Source organism: Bacillus sp. FJAT-28004, from assembly GCF_001280845.1.
GTDB lineage: Bacteria > Bacillota > Bacilli > Paenibacillales > Paenibacillaceae > Pristimantibacillus.
Window position 1 is genome coordinate 213947 of the sequence record NZ_LGHP01000002.1, and the last position, 18143, is coordinate 232089.

At 45.7% G+C, this 18143-nt stretch carries 15 protein-coding genes; all 15 read left to right on the top strand.

The features are described 5' to 3' along the window. Window positions 1-10: 10 nt before the first annotated feature. Entirely contained in the window at window positions 11-820 is an 810-nt protein-coding gene (lepB, locus tag AC787_RS23300; protein WP_054027369.1) for a signal peptidase I, read from the top strand. Window positions 821-1433: 613 nt separating this feature from the next. Continuing rightward, window positions 1434-2360, top strand: coding sequence for an ABC transporter permease (locus AC787_RS23305; protein ID WP_054027370.1), 927 nt, complete (start codon window positions 1434-1436; stop codon window positions 2358-2360). 34 nt (window positions 2361-2394) lie between these two features. Continuing rightward, window positions 2395-3279, top strand: a complete 885-nt coding sequence (locus AC787_RS23310) for a carbohydrate ABC transporter permease (protein WP_054027371.1) — start codon at window positions 2395-2397, stop codon at window positions 3277-3279. Window positions 3280-3335: 56 nt separating this feature from the next. Next, on the top strand, window positions 3336-4886 hold the full coding sequence (locus tag AC787_RS23315) for an extracellular solute-binding protein (protein WP_054027372.1): 1551 nt from the start codon (window positions 3336-3338) through the stop codon (window positions 4884-4886). A gap of 11 nt (window positions 4887-4897) precedes the next feature. Next, window positions 4898-5113, top strand: coding sequence for an S-layer homology domain-containing protein (locus AC787_RS23320; RefSeq protein WP_054027373.1), 216 nt, complete (start codon window positions 4898-4900; stop codon window positions 5111-5113). Between the two features lie 158 nt (window positions 5114-5271). Beyond that, window positions 5272-5934 carry an HAD family hydrolase gene (locus tag AC787_RS23325; protein ID WP_054027374.1) on the top strand — a complete coding sequence of 221 codons (663 nt, stop codon included), beginning with the start codon at window positions 5272-5274 and terminating at the stop codon, window positions 5932-5934. A 292-nt stretch (window positions 5935-6226) separates the two neighbouring features. Next, window positions 6227-7561, top strand: a complete 1335-nt coding sequence (locus AC787_RS23330) for a spore germination protein (protein WP_054027375.1) — start codon at window positions 6227-6229, stop codon at window positions 7559-7561. Further along, complete coding sequence (locus tag AC787_RS23335; RefSeq protein ID WP_054027376.1) at window positions 7554-8633, top strand: GerAB/ArcD/ProY family transporter; 1080 nt, start codon at window positions 7554-7556, stop codon at window positions 8631-8633. Before AC787_RS23330 ends, AC787_RS23335 begins: the two co-directional genes overlap by 8 nt. Continuing rightward, window positions 8620-9678, top strand: a complete 1059-nt coding sequence (locus AC787_RS23340; RefSeq protein ID WP_054027377.1) for a Ger(x)C family spore germination protein — start codon at window positions 8620-8622, stop codon at window positions 9676-9678. The genes AC787_RS23335 and AC787_RS23340 overlap by 14 nt, the downstream gene beginning before the upstream one ends. Before the next feature lie 215 nt (window positions 9679-9893). Continuing rightward, window positions 9894-11117 carry an enolase C-terminal domain-like protein gene (locus tag AC787_RS23345; protein ID WP_054027378.1) on the top strand — a complete coding sequence of 408 codons (1224 nt, stop codon included), beginning with the start codon at window positions 9894-9896 and terminating at the stop codon, window positions 11115-11117. A 28-nt stretch (window positions 11118-11145) separates the two neighbouring features. Beyond that, window positions 11146-11994, top strand: coding sequence for an NAD-dependent epimerase/dehydratase family protein (locus tag AC787_RS23350; protein WP_054027379.1), 849 nt, complete (start codon window positions 11146-11148; stop codon window positions 11992-11994). 233 nt (window positions 11995-12227) lie between these two features. Then, window positions 12228-13358, top strand: a complete 1131-nt coding sequence (locus AC787_RS23355; RefSeq protein ID WP_054027380.1) for an ABC transporter ATP-binding protein — start codon at window positions 12228-12230, stop codon at window positions 13356-13358. Next, window positions 13355-16306, top strand: coding sequence for an extracellular solute-binding protein (locus tag AC787_RS23360; RefSeq protein WP_054027381.1), 2952 nt, complete (start codon window positions 13355-13357; stop codon window positions 16304-16306). The genes AC787_RS23355 and AC787_RS23360 overlap by 4 nt, the downstream gene beginning before the upstream one ends. Then, a complete protein-coding gene (locus tag AC787_RS23365; protein ID WP_054027382.1) occupies window positions 16303-17274 on the top strand; it encodes a carbohydrate ABC transporter permease in 972 nt (323 codons plus the stop codon). The genes AC787_RS23360 and AC787_RS23365 overlap by 4 nt, the downstream gene beginning before the upstream one ends. Window positions 17275-17278: 4 nt before the next feature. Then, window positions 17279-18136, top strand: a complete 858-nt coding sequence (locus AC787_RS23370) for a carbohydrate ABC transporter permease (protein WP_054027383.1) — start codon at window positions 17279-17281, stop codon at window positions 18134-18136. Window positions 18137-18143: the final 7 nt, after the last annotated feature.

The window sequence follows — 18143 nt, forward strand, 5'->3', positions numbered from 1 at the left end:
GGGATGTTGTATGAGAATGAGAATGATCGTTATGTTTGTGATAAGCGCCAGCATGATTATTAGTGGCTGCAGTCATTCCATTACGGATACCGCTACAGAAAAGAGATTAGAGATTATTCAAAACCCGGACTCGTCATTGACGAAGATAAAAGTAGAAACGGATGGCATGCTGGCAGAGCTCGGTTACAATCATCCCCATCCCTTTGGATTGAACAATGAAGTGTTGGTTGATTCGAATTACTATGAGGGAAATAAAGTATCACGCGGCGATATAACAGTATTCAAAATTAAAAACGATAAAAAAGCGACGGATATTGCAAGAATTGTTGGGCTGCCTGGTGAAACGGTTCAGGTTAAAAAGGGGCAGGTGTTTATTAACGGAAATAAATTGGACACGTTTTACGGGGATGATTCTACCTCCGATAACAATGATTCTATGGATAAGCCATTGCAGCTAAAAGAAAATGAATATTTTATTTTGGCAGATGTGCGTTGGCGAGGATTCAATGACAGTCAAACAGCGGGTGCGTTTGTGGACGGGGAAATAGTAGGAAAAGTAGTAGGTTATGAAAACAAAATCGAAGTAGTAAATGAGGTTAGGAAAGTAACCAATGAGCAATTACGGCTAATTACGGAGGATATGACTTTCAAGGAAGTTATTAATTTATGGGGAGATACCAAGGATTTTGGTTCAGGGAGATATATCAAAAGTTATGAATATGAAAATGGGGAAAACATTATCTTTAATTTTGGAAGCTATGACGACATTCTAGATGAACAAAGCTACTTAACGATTCAAAGCTTATTAGGTAAAGACTGAGGACGAAGGCTATTATTGGTTAAAAATACTGTTTATGTAGAGATCACTTTTCGTTTAGGTGGTCTTTTTTTGTCATATTTAAATGCATGAGAACTAGATTTCAACAACGTTTGGCCTCCTCTACATCTCCACCTAACGAACAACTGTAGATGGTACACCAAGGACGCTGAAAGGCGTTTTTTTTGTTGCTGTAAGCACGCATGTGTTCTTATAGCGGGAGAGTAGCCTCAGTTTGTTGGCTGTAAGCACATATATGTGCTTACAGAGTAGAAAAGGCGTCTGTTCTAGGTGGAAATGGAGCGAAATGGGGCTGTAAGCACGCATAGGTTCTTACAGCGGAAGAATAGCCTCAGTTTGTTGGTTGTAAGCGCATATATGCGCTTACAGAGTAGAAAAGGCGTCTGGTCAAGGTGGAAATGGAGCTGTAAGCACGCATGTGTTCTTATAGCGGAAGAATAGGCTCAGTTTGTTGGCTGTAAGCACGTATATGTGCTTGGGCTACCACTAGGACAGGAGGCTAATCTTAAACAACAAAGTATAAGAATGGCTCATAGTAAGCCCGGCTGTGCTCCCTTAGAATAAAAGTATCACATCAATGGAAGGGAAATCGATTATGAAATCAAATGGAGTCATTCGGGAAATACTTAGAAATCGAACGCTGCTGCTCATGTTCCTGCCCGTCGCGACGCTCCTTTTTCTCTTTAACTACTTGCCGCTTGCAGGACTAGTCATCGCCTTCAAAGACTTTGACTTTGCTAAAGGAATATTCGGAAGCGATTGGATGGACCCGCTGCTTAATAACTTTGATTATTTGTTCTCTTCCTCGACTGCTTTTCGGGCAATGAGAAATACGATACTGTTAAACGCATTGTTTATTACAGTAGGGCTCATGTTTGAGGTAGGGTTTGCCTTGCTCCTCAATGAAATTAGAAACAAATATTTTAAGCGAGTTACACAGTCGTTAACCTTTCTTCCCTTCTTTATTTCATGGATAGTGGTCGGGGTGTTCGCTTACAATTTAATGAACTTTGAGAGCGGGGCAATTAATCGTTTACTAGAGTCGATAGGAATGCAGCCGATTGACTTCTATAGTGAAGCTGGTTTATGGCCGCTTATTCTAACTATCGCAGTTCGCTGGAAGGTAACGGGGTACGGCACAATCATTTACTTGGCGGCGTTAACGTCTATCGACAATTCGTATTATGAAGCGGCATCTATCGATGGTGCCACAAGATGGCAGCAAATTCGTTTTATCAGCATACCGATGCTGCGGCCAACGATCATTATTTTAACGCTGCTGGCGGTTGGTAGAATTATGAACGCCGATTTTGGGATGTTTTACGCAATGGTCGGTGATGCTTCTCTCTTATTTCCTACGACTGACGTTATTGATACGTTTGTTTATCGCAGCTTGCGCAAATCAGGGGATATCGGCATGGCATCTGCGGCGGGCTTCCTGCAGTCGTTCATTGCATTCGTGCTAATCATCGGCAGCAATTATGCGGCACGCAAAATAGACAAGGATTCAGCTATTTTCTAAAAACGTCATTTTACATCAAGGGAGGAACATCAAAATGCATGCGAAGAAGTTTTCAATTTCACAATTTATTATCATTGTAGCCATCTCCCTGTTCAGTCTGTCCTGCTTGTTTCCGTTCATTATGGTTATTTCAGGCTCATTAAGTACGGAGAAGGACATTATGGACTATGGATACACCTTGTGGCCCAAAAGCATTACCTTCGATTCTTATCGCATTTTATTTCTTGGTTCCAATCGCATCATTGATGCTTATGGCGTAAGCCTTTTCGTTACGGTTGCAGGAACGGTTCTGTCTTTGATCGTTACGAGTATGGGCGCATACGTGATGGCGAGACGGTCATTTAAGTATAGAAACATTTTGTCCATCTACGTCATTATTACCATGCTGTTTAATGGTGGATTAGTGCCGTGGTATATCATCTGCGTGAGATACCTTGACCTTAAGGACACGCTATGGGCGCTTATTTTACCGATGCTGGCTAACGCGTTCAATATGTTTCTCATTCGCAACTTTATGTTATCGATACCCGAGGATATGAATGAATCGGCCAAAATGGACGGTGCAGGCGACTTTAAAATATTTTATCGACTGATTGCTCCGCTCTCCTTGCCTGTACTTGCCACCGTTGGTTTATTCGTAGCTCTGAGTTATTGGAACGATTGGTTTCTAGGTCTAATGTTCGTAGATAAGCAAGAGCTTCAACCGCTGCAGCTGCTGTTGCGAACGCTCATCTCGAATGTAGAATTTCTGAAGAGTTCCAGTAATGCATCCGCTATGCAGCGAATATCAGCACAAATTCCTTCGGAATCTATCAAGATGGCGCTTACGGTCATTACCATTGGTCCTATCATTTTCTTATATCCGTTTGTTCAACGTTTTTTTGTTAAAGGCTTGATGGTAGGCGCTGTAAAAGGATGACTATCTCGGCTTCGGCCGTGTAGTATATAAATCATAAGCTAAGGGGAGAGGTTCAGATGCAAAAAAGCATAGCAAGAATGCCGCTATTTATTGCTGTCATTATGTTGTTTAGCATTATTCTAGCAGCGTGCAGCTCAAACAACGGCAATACGCCAAGTAATGGGACTGCGACTAATGCGCCTTCCGGCGGGACCGGAGAAAAACAGGAGGATGAAGTCACGCTAAAGTTTTATTTTGGCGGTGATAAAAAAGCGGCTACGGACGAGGTTTGGTCCAAGGTCAGCGAATATGTAAAGGCTAAAGGACTTAACGTGAAGTTCGATATCAATTTCATTCCATTTGGCGATTTTAAAGAAAAGATGCTCGTTATGGCCGCTTCTGGCGATAACTGGGATATGAATTTCGACGGCGATTGGCTATCGTATAAGCAAATGGCTGCAAAAGGCTCGTACATGGCGCTGAACGATCTGCTGCCGGAATTTGCTCCTAATTTGCATAAGAAATACGAGGAGCAGGGCACATTAGCCGCTGCAACAGTGAATGGCGATATCGTAGGTCTTCCATGGACGATGAAAATGAATGAGCGCAAATTTACGGGCTGGCGTTCTGATCTCGTAGAGAAAGCGGGACTTGATATTCCTGCAGGCTCAATTAAAACGATTGAGGATGTCGACAGATTGCTGCGCGAGCTGAAAAAAGCGTACCCGAACGAAAGAATATCCCGGACGCCGCCCGTATCCCTCATTATGATTCGTGATGAGTGGGTGGATCTTAACTTCCACGGACTCGGCTTCTATTTAAGCGATGACAAAATTACGATTCAAGCGGTGGAGCAGCAGCCATTCTACCTAGAAGCTGCCAAGCTGGCAAAGGTTTGGTATGACGACAATTTGATCAACAGAGATGCGATGATTGATAAGTCAGACGAAGCTGCGGAATGGAGAAATGGCAAGAAGCTGTTTACTGTAACATCTCATGAGTGGGTAAGCGCTAATCCAGGTTTCTCTGATCCGACATTTAAGATGGAATCGGCAGAGCTTTATCCGGACAAAAGATTCGTTAACCGTACCGCTCTTGCTAACGTAGTCGCTATAAACCGGAACTCCAAAAATCCAGAACGCGTTCTTCGTTTCTTGGATATGATGGAAACCGATAAAACCTTGTATGACCTCGTGCAATACGGCATTGAAGGAAAAACCTATGTATTGAACGGTGAAACTGCTGAATATCCGGAAGGCATGGAAACAACTACGAGCAACTACATGGAGTGGGGCGGTCAATGGGCATTCTGGAAGCCTCAATTCATGCGTCCGACCATGACATACGGAACGGATTTCTGGCTGAAGGAAGCTGAATTTGCTAGCAAACCAAATAACGTGAATTCTCCTATCGATGGCTTGTTTATCGCAGAAGACAATATGAAAAACGAAATTGCCAAACGCGATACAGCAAACGATGAGCTAAATAGACCGATAGAGTTTGGCGTAGTGAAGGATGTCGAGAAGGCAGTAGCTGCTTATATCGAAACGCAAAAGAAAAATGGACTTGATGTGATCATCGCTGAAACACAAAGACAAATTGATGAGTTTCTAGCGAAAAAAAAGTAATGTGACAATGAATGAGAAGCCGACCTTTAGTAGAGGAAGGAACAGAAGCAGCAATTAGCAGCTTTATAGATAAGCATCAAATTGCTGCATATGCAAGAGATAGCATTATTGTGCTTGTAGAGGCAAAGCTTCTGCAAGGGGATAACGGCATGCTGAATCCGAAAGGCAGCTTGACTCGTGCTGAATCGGAAGTCCTTTTGTATCGCATTTATAACCAGCAGCCTTAAAACGCGAGCCTGGTCCCCCGGGGGATCAGGCTCTTGTTAATCATCCGACTAGTCATCAGTAAGCACTCATAGCCTTAAATGAAAAAGGCGATCCTCTAGCGGGATCGCTTTTTTCACGACTATAATAGAGAAGCAGCAGCAGGAGAGGAGAGATTGTTTTGAACAAAATTAAACATATTATTTTTGACTTTGACGGTACATTAGCCGATACTTGGCCGGTTATGTATCAAGCTATTGCAGGTGTATTTCTAAGACATGATGACCGGCAAGTGATGATAGAGGATATGTACACATTGGCAGGGCCGACGGAGCTTCAAATTATCGAACAGCATCTGAGCAATCGTGAGCAAATTAATGCAGCCATAAATGAGTTTTTAGCTGATTACGAGCAGCATCATGAGGAACTCGTGGAACGAAACACGGCGATAGCTGATTTGCTTGTCTCACTGCGTCAATTAGGCATCGGAATTGCCTTATTTACAGGTAAATCCCGGCGTACGCTCGATATATCACTGGATAAGCTGGGCTGGGAGGTTAGCTTCGATAAGATCGTTACCGGCGATGATGTGGAGAAGCGAAAGCCTTCAGCAGAAGGCATTCATCAAATATTGAACGAGCTTGGTTGGGCTCGGGATCAGACTATTTTTGTTGGCGACAGCAATGATGATATGCATGCTGGTCAAGAAGCTGGTGTACGAACATTCGCTGCTCAGTGGATGGCTGTCGTACAGGATAAGCATTACCGCATTGAGCCGGAGCGTATTTTTGATACGGTTGAACAATTCGCGCAGTTTGTAATGGAGTCGCATAAGAAAAGCTAAACCGTACCGCCTAATGGAAAACGTTAGATTGTGCGGAGGATGCTTTTATCCGGGTTCCCTTGATTTAATTCTCTATATTGCACAAACTACAATGTAGTCAGCGCGCGAATGTTAGGTCCTGCGGGTGTGCTTAGTCAAAGAAATGATGCCAGCTGTTAATCAATCTATATAACAATCATTGTTAAGCAGAAAAGGAGTGTCCTTATAATAGGGCACTCCTTTTGTTGTATATAAAGTTACGAGGAGGGGACAATCGTAAGATGGAATAATTGTACATAAGGAGAAGCGGCATATGGATTCTTTTTTGCTGGAAGTGAAGGAGAAGCTTGGCGGAAATGATGATTTCCTCATCCAACCGGACGAAATTTGCGGAGTGCCGGTCGTTATGATGGGTTTCACTTCGCTAATTGATTTGGTGAGCACAAAAATAGCGCTTCGAAAAAATATAGAAAACGTTAATCCTGTGCCTCAAACCGTAGCGGATATTATGGCATTGCTCGGCGACATCATAGAAATGGATGCAAACGAAGCCTATGCTTTATTCGTCGGGGGCAAATTCATCATCTATTTCGAGAGTGAGCGAAAATGTGTCATTGTAGAACCATTCCCGATCGTTCTCAACCGTTCAATCGAATCTCCTACGAATGAAAACGTGCTGCAAGGACCGATGAGCTCGTTTATCGAAGATATCGATACGAACATCGGATTGGTCAGAAAGCAAATGATGTCGAAGCACGTTCGGGTGAAATCCTATTTGGCTGGCAATGATCAGCATAAAAAGATATCGCTTATGTACGATAGCATTAACGCTGATCCTGAGCTGGTGAACAAGGTTACGAGCCAAATCGAGAAGAACCTGCATAGAGAAATCAATAATTTGCAAAACATGGCGAAAACGATGGGTTTTTCCTCATGGGCCGCCATTCCCAAATTTAATACGACCGAATTGCCGCAAGAGGTAGCAAGCGCATTAAAAAAGGGTAGAGTCGTGCTATTTATTGACCGGCTGCCGTTTGCGCTAGTGCTCCCAAATCTGCTTTGGGATATGTTTTCTCTCGAAAACGATCGGAATTATCCGATTCCATTAACGATAGTAATCCGTCTCTTGCGAGTGATCGGCGTATTGATAACGCTGCTTGCACCGGGTATATATGTCGCTCTCGTAGCGGTGAACCCTGAGGTATTACGAATAGAGCTAGCTCTTAACATTGCCCAGAGCCGTGAAGGCGTGCCATATCCGGCGATCGTTGAAATTATATTGATGCTGGTCGTATTGGAATTGATTATCGAGGCCAGTACAAGGCTTCCGAGGAATATCGGTCCCACTATCACGATGGTAGGAGGCATTATTTTGGGACAAGCAGTTGTGACGGCAAGATTGGTAAGTAATCTGCTCATTATCGTGCTTGCGGCTACGACGATAGCGAATTCTACCGTTGTTGGATTTCAAAATTCGCTTTCGATCCGTCTGTTCAAATATGTAATTGTCATTTTGAGTGCCATATACGGGGTTCTTGGATTGCTTGGTGGGTTGGTTTTATTAAGCACGTATCTAGCCAGTCTTACTACGTTTGGCATTTCATATTTGAATTTTAGTATGAAAAAGGGTGAATTGGAAAATGGATAAATCTTATCATGTCGTATTAATGTACGGTTTGACTCAACTGGGATTTATGTTTTTTTTCTATCCCTATGATATTATCGCTAGCACAACAGAGGGGCATTGGTTTGCGATTACATTTGGGATCGCCATTAATATGCTTATCGTATGGGCTTATATGAAGGGTCTCAGTTATTTCCCTAAACAGGATATTATCAGTATTTACTTAGGTGTCGGCAAGTGGGCGGCCATCCTTTTTTTATTGCCGCTTGTCCTTTTTTTGATAGTGGTTAACATCTTCACGGTACGCGCTTTTGCTGATATCATTACCCTCGTTTTCCTGACAAATACGCCTATGTGGGCGATTACGGGGCTCCTTATTGTCATCTCAACCTATATCGCCTTAAATGGGGTGAATGCCATATTTCGAACGGGACTTCTGCTTGCCCTTTTATTTCTTCCGTTGATCCTATTCACGATTTTCATATCGTTTCAGAATGTTGATTTTCGGTACTTGTTTCCGTTATTCAATATCAATTTTTCGTTTATGACAAAGCCGGCCTATTTACAAAGCTTTTCTGCATTTGCTGGAAACTTTTTGTTTCTCGGCTTCGTGCAGCCGTATTTTTCCTTTAGCCGCAAAAAAGTGATGTTTACCTTGGTGGCGCTCGTTCCTTTTTTCTTTCTGTCTGTCTACCTGCCCCTTCTAACCTTCGGCCAGGCTACCGCCTCTAACTTTAAATTTCCTTTCGTTATCCTTGTCAGTACCATCCATATCAATTGGCTGATGTTTGACAGGGTGACGATTTTTTTGCTGCTGTGCCTAATTACATTCACGATGTTGTTTATTTCCTTGCTGCTGTGGGAAGTCAGCCGTATTTTAAACCGGGCCATGCCGAAAGTGAAATTAAATTATTATGTCATCGGGGTAGCTGCGATCATTTATGGTTGCTGTCTGCTGATTCCTAATTGGGAGTCCATTCAGGTGATTATGAAGTGGAATATGGTATTTCGGTTTTTTGTATTGTTCGCGATTCCTTTCTCCATTTTATTTATAGGGCTTCGTTCCAGAAGGATGGATAAAGATGAGAGTGTTTAAATCGCTAATCGCCATCAGCCTCGCTCTCTCCCTAAGCGGATGCTGGGATAATCGAGATATCAACCACCGAGTATTGCCGGTTGTAATGGGCGTAACGAAAAAAAATAACGAATACTACATTTATCTGCAAATTCCTGTACCAAGCGGGAATACGACAAAAATTAAGATTGTATCCGGATCAGGGAAAACGATTAATCATGCGGTGGATAAAATCAGTGCGAATCTGGAGGATCATGTGGATTTGCTTCACGTGAAGGTTATTCTGTTAGATAAGAAATACGCGCAGGAGGGCATGGATGACATCATCACTGATTTTATGAGAGAGCGTGACGTATCATCCAAGTCGCTTATCACGATTTGCGATGAAGACATGGAGCATTTTTTTGCAAATGCGATGAAAAATTTGGACCCTGAAGGGACAGCTCTCTATGACTTTTTTGAGAAAAATGCAGGTTGGAATCCGCAAATTGCGTTGACTCGGGTGTGGGAGGTATACCGAAGCATTCATTCCTACACGCGTGATGTAGCGGTTCCGATCATTCGGTCAGGGACAAGCACCGTCGTTCAGCATGTTGGTTCAGCGGTAATCAAAAATGGAGAAATGGTTGCGCAAATTAACCCAGATGAGACGTTATTGTTCAACGCCTTCAGTGGCGAAAGTACGCAGGGGAAAATAGAAGTCAGCAACCATGCAAGCGTGTTAATCGTCAGCAATTCGATAACGAATAAAAGTATGATGAGCAACGATATGCCAATTTTGAAAAGTAAAATCAAACTAAAGGTCGTTATTTTGGAGACACAAGGAAAACCTACGAGCGAGGCGATCAAGTACGAGCTTGAAGACATGTTGAAAAAGCGATTTGATCAGATGTTTGCCAAGCTTCAAGCAAGCGGAGCGGATATTTTGGGGACAGGCCAATATTTCAGAAATAAAATACCAAGGGCAAAGCTAAAAAATTGGCGCACGCAATATTATCCCGAACTTAAGCTGGAGCTTCAAGTGGATGCGATCGTTGAAAGTTCAGGGTTTCTAAATATGCCGTAGTTCTGGGCTAACCCGAACAAACAAAGGCGTATGGCACGGCTTCTATTGCAGGTAATGCAGCAGAGGCTATTTGCTATTTTTCCATGCCAACTTCCGCATTCGGCGGGCAGTTGGAAAATAGGCTAATAATGGGACAGAAAGTTTAAAGATGCCTCATGTGGATTGACATGTGTTTACCTTAAACTAAACGAGACACGGAAAGGGAAGGTGAGAGCATGGCGAAAATAACGGGAATCAAATGTATTCGAACGCGTAAGAACGGAACTTGGACCATCGTAAAGGTGATGACAGATCAAGACGGGCTTTATGGACTAGGCTCGGCATCGGATGTTTATAATCCGGAAGCCGTTGTGCAGGTCATTGAGCAATTGCTTGCGCCGCTTCTGATCGGCAAAGATGCCGCTAACATAGAAGATCTCTGGCAGACGATGTATATGAGCGGCTATTGGAGAAATGGAGCTATTTTGCATACTGCAATCGGCGGAATTGATATGGCATTATGGGATATTAAAGGGAAGGAAGCGGGCTTGCCTGTCTATCAATTGCTCGGCGGAGCAAGCCGCGCGGCTGTTCCTTGTTACGGACATGCAGGGGGATCGGATATTTCCGAGCTCAAAGAGGACGTACAGCGTTACATGGAGGAAGGTTATACGGTCATTCGCGTGCAGATGGGCGGTTATGGCGGAGGAGGCTTCATTAACGCTGACAAAGCGAACCTTCCTGAGGGAGCATGGACGAAGGGAGCGGTGTTTGACGAGCAAGCTTATTTGAATGCCATTCCGAGCATGTTCGAGCAATTGCGTGTCGCGTTTGGTATGGGTATACAGTTTACGCATGATGTTCATGAGCATCTGTCTCCTATTAATGCGATTCAGCTGGCGAAGCGGGTCGAGCCATACGGTCTGTTTTTTCTGGAGGATGCGCTGGCACCTGAGCAGATTGGCTGGTATCGTCATCTAAGGCAGCAGAGTGCAACGCCACAGGCGGTTGGCGAGCTGTTCGTTAATCCACAGGAGTGGACGGAGCTCGTGAAGGAGCGGCTAATCGATTTCATTCGCGTTCGTGTCTCGAAGGCTGGAGGCATTAGCGCATGCCGCAAAATAGCGGCGCTGTGCGAAGCCTTCGGCGTGCGCACCGCTTGGCAGGAAGGTGGAGAAAACGATCCCGTTAATCAAGCAGCGGCTGTACACTTGGATATGGCAATATGGAATTTCGGCATTCAAGAAGTGAATCATTTTAGAGCGGAAGAGCTCGATGCCTTTGAGGGGCATATCGTTAGAAAGGGCGGTTATCTTTACCCATCGAATAAGCCGGGGCTTGGCATTGAGCTGGATGAGCTAAAGGCACAGCTGCTTGTCGGCGAGAATTGGAATCGCTCTGCGTATCATAATCCCTATCATCTGGATCGCAAGGCTGACGGGACGCTGGTACGGCCATAATAATAGTTGAATCGGAGGTGCTTCTCATATGAAGACAATTGCAGTAACTGGAGGGAGTGGCAAGCTCGGTACACAGCTCGTCCAGTCACTTCAGCAACAGGGTTATCAGGTTGTTTCCTTGGACAACCAGCGTTCTAACCAGCTGCACTGCAAGCAAATCAAAGTGGATTTGAACGATTTTGGACAGGTCGTGGCAGCGCTTCATGGAGCGGATGCTATTATTCATTTGGCCGCTATTCCAGCACCTCTTGGCCATACGTACCCGTATATTTTCGCGAACAATACCGTTTCGGGCTATCATATTTTGGAAGCGGCCTCCATTCTTGGCATTCGGAAGGTCGTTATGGGTTCAAGCGAGTCCTCCTATGGCTTTGCATGGGCGGAAACCCCATTCTCGCCGGATTATTTGCCGCTTGATGAGGAACATCCGCAGCAGCCGCAAGAATGTTATGGCTTATCAAAGGTGTTGAATGAGCTGACTGCTGAGATGTTCGATCGAAGGAACGGCATGCAGGTCATATCGCTGCGTTTCTCTATGATCACGAAGCCGGAGGACTATAAGCATCTGTCTATCAGCAAGCCGGAATCCTTTAAGAAAATTTTGTGGAGCTATATTGATATACGGGATGCTGTCAGCGCTTGCATAGCATCTATTAAGGTGGAGGATCGCGGGGCAATTTGTCTCAATATTACGAGCAACGATACACTTAGCGATTGGGAGACCGAGCGTTTGCTGCAGCAATTTTATCCGGGAGTCATTGACCTGCGCGCGCCTTTGACTGGGCGGACAGCTGTAGTCAGCAATCAAATGGCGAAGGACACGCTGGACTGGAGCCCGCAGCATTCTTGGGCGGATAGCGAAAAAATAGTGGAATAAGTAAAAATGTAAAGAGGCTGTCTCAAGAGGTTACAAATCTTGAGAGACAGCCTCTTATTTTTTTCTATTTTAGAAAGCGCTTTCCGAGTGTGGGGGCAAAATAGTGATTTTTAGCTAATAGAGGCTAATTTTTGACTGCAAAAGAAAATATCACCTCATATTTGCTGACGAATGTATGCGTTAACATTAATGGTAGCAAGAGGAAGACAATACGTCATGAGAGGTGAGCAAGGGTGGGAAGCATTACGTTTAGCCATGTATATAAGCACTACAAAGGGGAGTCGCGTCCGGCGGTCAACGATTTCCACCTTTCCATTGAGGAGGGGGAATTCCTGGTGCTCGTCGGTCCTTCTGGCTGCGGCAAATCAACAACGCTCAGAATGCTGGCTGGCCTAGAGGAAATCACCGAAGGAGACCTGTACATCGATGAGAAATTCGTAAATTATGTCTCGCCAAAGGATCGAGATATTGCGATGGTATTTCAGAACTACGCCCTATACCCGAATCTAACCGTTTACGAAAATATCGCGCTAGGACTAAAGCTTCGCAAGACGGCAAAGCACGATATCGAGCTAAGGGTAAATCGCGTGGCGAAAATTTTGGAAATATCGCATTTGCTGGAGCGCAAGCCAAGCCAGCTGTCAGGCGGTCAGAAGCAGCGGGTTGCTCTTGGCCGAGCGATTGCAAGGGAGCCGCAAGTATTTCTAATGGACGAACCGCTGTCCAATCTTGATGCCAAGCTGCGGGCTCAAACAAGGGCTGAGATCATTAAGCTCCAAAGCGACCTCAAGCGGACGATGGTATATGTCACGCATGATCAAGTGGAAGCCATGACGATGGGGACTCGGATTGTTGTTATGAAGGATGGCGTTATTCAGCAGGTTGCCCCGCCGCGCCAGCTGTATGATGAACCGACGAATTTGTTTGTCGCAGGATTTATCGGCTCGCCCCAAATGAATTTTATGGAGGGCAGCTTGGTCTTGGAGGACGGTTGTTATTATTTCCTCAATAAGCGGATAAAGCTGCTCGTTCCAGAACGTCATTATGAGCATTTTGCCGTAAAGAGCGGATCACTCCGCAACTGTGTGATGGGCGTTCGCCCAGAGCATGTATGGCTGAAGCGGGAAGAAGCTAATGAAGCGGAGGATGAATTTTTTCGCTGCGTAGTTGAGATGACGGAAGTGACGGGAGCCGATTCGTACGTGTATGTGAAGGTAGGGGAGAAAACACTTATTGGCAGAACGGAGCCAGAGATCGTTTACCTCAAGGAGGAGAAGCTTGTCGTCGGTTTCAACATGAGCAAGGTTCATTTCTTTGATGCGGAAACGGGCGTATCCTTGGCAGCTGGAGGAGAGGACAGATGATGAGGATGAGGATGCTGGGCATCGCTCTTCGTCTCATTCTGGTACTGGCGCTGGTGTTCGGAGTCATCCGGTGGATTACGGCTAGTGAACCAGTCCTTCACGCAACCTCGGTGAGCACGGAGCAGTTGCTCTCCTACAAGAGCAAAACAGAGGAGCTGCCTTACGCCAAGCTGATGTTCCAATATCCGGAGGCCGCCAAAACAGTCGAGAGCTTGCTGCCCATTGTGATCTCACCAACCGTGTATCAAGCTGCTGCTGAAGAATCGGTTTTGAAGATTGACAAGGAGCAAGGTGAAGATGCCCTGTACTGGGAAAATGAAAAGGGCTGGGTGGAATGGACGTTCGACGTGCCGGAGGGCGGCTGGTATGAGCTTCATTTTGATTACAAGCCTCTTGAAGGGGGCAACGCCTCCGTCGTCCGCGGCGTTCAAATTGACGGTCGTTATCCGTTTGCAGAGTCGGAGCGTATTGAGCTGGAGCGACTTTGGAAAGACTCCAAATTTCCATATGATCGCAACGAGATCGGACAACAAATTCGTCCTCCGCAAACCGAGCTTGTAGGCTGGAGCGAAAAAGCGGCAGCCATCTTCTCAGCTTCGTCCGAGCCGGTGCTCTACCGCTTGGAGCAAGGTCAGCACACGCTGCGAATAGTTGGGGTGAGGGAGTCAGTCGCGCTCCGAGAAATTGCTTTTAAGCCAAAGGAAGCTATTCCAACTTACGAATATTACCAAAGCTTGTTTCCGCCAGTAGAGGAGCAGCAGAGCTGGTTCAGCATGATTGAAGCGGAACAGTTTCAGCGGAAATCAAGCCTCGCTATTCAGACTGATTTTTGGTCGGAGCCTTATATATCGCCTGATCCAAAAGGGAGAATTACTTATAACGTCTTAGGCGGACAGCGCTGGCGATTGCCCGGCGAGTGGGTGGAGTGGGAACTTACAGTGCCGGAGGCCGGCTGGTATGAAATCGACCTCAAAACATTTCAAAACTATCGAAACGGCTTTGAGGCATACCGCACCATTTCAATTGATGGGAAAACGCCATTTCAGGAGCTGCTGCATTACGGTATTCCGACCAAGAAGGAATTCGACATTGGGACGCTTGCAGATGCAGAAGGGAAACCTTTTCTCTTTTATTTGGAGAAAGGAGCACATGTCCTGCGCATGACCGCTGACTCCTCACTCGTTCAGCCTGTTTATCTGGCTTTGAAGGAAACGCTGGATCAGCTTGCGATATTTGACCGACATATACGATTGCTTACAGGCAACTACAGCAAATCCGCTTTTGACGCCAACATCGATTCAACGAGAACTTGGGATATGAAGAAGCTTGATCCTGATGTGGAGCAGAAGATGACGGGCTTCGTTGCCCAGTTAACGGATATTCGGAATTATATCAATGGTCTCAATGAAAAGGATTCTGATTTATCTGAAGCAATCAAAGGTTCCGTAGCAATACTCGAGAAAATGCTGGCGGACGTGAACGAAATACCGAACAAAATCAATGATTTCTCAACCATTCAAAACAATATCGGAACGTGGATGGCAACGCTGACTCAGCAGCCTTTGCTCATGGACTACATCGTGGTTCGCGAGCCAGGAACAGCTACGAATTTTAAAGTGCCAACTACGCTATCTAGAGTACCCTACTCGATTGCTGATTTCGGTCGCTCCTTCTATTTGGATTATGACACGCGCAAGCATAACAAAAAGGAAGCGCTGACCATTTGGGTGCAGCGCGGACGGGATTACGTAGAGCTGCTGCGCGAGATGGTCGATAATGATTTCACACCAAGGACGGGAATTGAAGTGAATATCAATCTGATGACCAACCCGAACATGCTCATACTCGGAAACGCAGCTGGGGATGTGCCGGATATTGCACTTGGCGTAGGGGAGTCTACACCAGCCGACTTTGCGATGAGGGATGCAGCCGAGAAGCTGTCTGATTTTCCGGGCTTCAAGGAAGTGCTTGATCGGTTTATTCCAGGAGTCAGCCGTTCCCTTAGCTATGACGGGGAAATTTACGGATTGCCAGAGGTGCAAAACTTCCAGATGATGTTCTACCGAACCGATATTTTGGAAGGCTTGAATCTGAAGGTTCCGGATACTTGGGATGATGTGTTCGATATACTGCCGACGCTGCAGGAAAACGGAATGACCATGAATTATCCGAAAAGCGACTTCTCTACACTCTTTTTCCAAAATGGTGCAGAAGTGTACTCGCCCGATGGTTTGAAGGGTGCGCTCTCGAGCGATGCAGGCCAGCAAGCATTCAAACGCTGGACAGAGCTGTATAAGAAATATAATCTGCCAATTGATATTCCAGCTTTCTTCCAGCATTTCCGCGATGGAGACATTCCAATTGGCGTAGCAGATTTCAACACTTACGTACAGCTGCTCGTTGCCGCTCCGGAAATAACGGGTCACTGGAAAATCGCACCGCTTCCGGGCATGAAGCAAGAGAACGGCGAGGTAGCAAGATGGTCGCCGCAGGGCATATCGGCAGCAATGATCATGAAGAAAAGTGAAAGAAAAGATGATGCTTGGAAGTTTCTAGAATGGTGGACTTCGGAAGAGGTGCAATCGCAATACGCCAAAGACGTCGAGTCCTTTTATGGCATCGAGTTCAGATGGAATACGGCGAATGTCAATGCGATGAAGTCACTCACATGGCCGAGCGACGACCTGAAGGCTCTTCAGGAGCAAGCGCGCTGGGCGAAGAACATGCCTTACGTACCAGGTTATTATTTCTTGACGAGAGAAATGGAGTTCGCATGGAATCGCACGGTTCTTGAGGGCATACCTGCGCAGGAGTCGCTTGAAGCTGCTCAGCTTTCCTTGCAGCGGGAAATGAACCGCAGACAAAATGACTTTGGCATATCAGCTAACGAGGATCTGCACATACCGCAAATTAAACAACCTTACGAATGGGAGGAACAGCAGAAATGAATACGCAGCTTTCTCCCAGCATAGCTAAGCCGAAGCAAAAATCCGCTTTGCGCATCAAATGGAGCCGGTTTTGGCGGGAAATGAGACGTGATGCTTTTTGTTATCTGTTTCTCGCGCCGTTCCTCATTTGCTTCCTGTTGTTTATCGTTATTCCGGTTGTTATGGCAGCGACACTTGGATTTACGTCCTATGACGGCTTCGGATCGCTTCATTTTATCGGGGTAAGGAATTACATCAGCTTGTTCACACAGGACATTATTTTTCTGACCAAAGCGATTCCGAATACGTTTTTGTTCGCGTTAATCGTCGGGCCGGGAGGTTATATTTTAGCTTTCCTGTTCGCTTGGCTCATTCATCAGCTGCCAATTCGCATTCGCGATTACTACACGCTCGCGTTTTATGCGCCGTCTATGGCTGGCGGCGTCGCGTTATCCGTCGTTTGGATTGCAACGTTCAGCGGTGACCGCGTCGGTTATTTTAACAATTTTCTGCTTAAGATGGGCTGGATCGATAGTCCAGTGATCTGGCTGCAAGACCCCAAATATTTGCTCAATATTATGATCATCGTATCGCTCTGGGTCAGCTTCAGCGTTGGTTTTCTCGCAATGTTGGCTGGTCTTCAGACGGTAAACCGGGAGCTGTACGAGGCTGGCCGCATTGACGGGATTTCCAGCCGCTTGCAGGAGGTTTTCTACATTACGATTCCGTCGATGAAGCCGCAAATGCTGTTCAGCGCGGTCATGTCAATCGTGGGAACGCTGAAGGCGGGAGGCATATCCACCCAATTGACGGGAATGGCGATCACCCCTTCCTATTCAGGTCATTTAATTATTAATCATATTGACGATTACGCTTTTATCCGATTCGAGCTCGGTTATGCATCGTCGGTCTCAGTCATGCTGCTGATCATCAGTTATTTTGCAATGAGATTTGCCTATCGGCTGTTCGGATCAAAGGAGGAGCTATAAAACCATGATTCGAAAACTTCGCAGAGTGACGCCGTTTCAGATCATCCTTGTCACTGTTTTTACCGCGCTGGCCGCATTCATGTCGCTGCCGATCGTATTTATCTTAAACCATGCCTTCAAGCCGCAAAATGAGCTCTTTCTATTTCCGCCGCGATTTCTAGTGCAAAATCCAACGCTGCGCAATTTCGAATCGCTTATTCTGCATGCATCAAACGCGACGGTGCCATTTACCCGTTACTTGTTCAACAGCTTAATTGTAGCGGGACTTACGTTATTTACGGTCATCATCGTCAGCACAATGGCTGGTTATGTGCTTGCGAAATACCAGTTTCATTTTAAGCAGCTGATCTTGTCTCTTATTACTTTATCGTTGATGTTCGCACCGGAGACGGTGGGCATTCCAAGGTACTTGATCATCAGCGGAATCGGCATCAACAATACGTATTTCGGACATATCCTGCCGGCATTAGCTTCTCCGATCGCCGTATTCATGCTGGTGGGCTTTATTTCGCAAATTCCGGGAGAACTGCTGGAGGCAGCCAAGATTGACGGGGCCAGCCACTTCGGCATTTTTACCAAAATGGTGCTTCCGCTCTCCGTCCCTGCTATTGCGACAATATCCATCTTCACATTCCAAGGCGTGTGGGGGGATGTAGAAACATCGACTCTGTTCATGCAAGAAGAGACGATGAGAACGTTAGCCTTCTATGTCAATAGTCTGCTTAGCGGACTACAGAACAGCGTATCAGGGCAGAACATGGCCGCCGCTGCCGGCTTGCTCATGTTTGTGCCAAACCTTATTATCTTTTTGCTCTTCCAGCGAAGAGTGCTGGAGACGATGGTTCATTCCGGAATTAAGTAATTCAAAC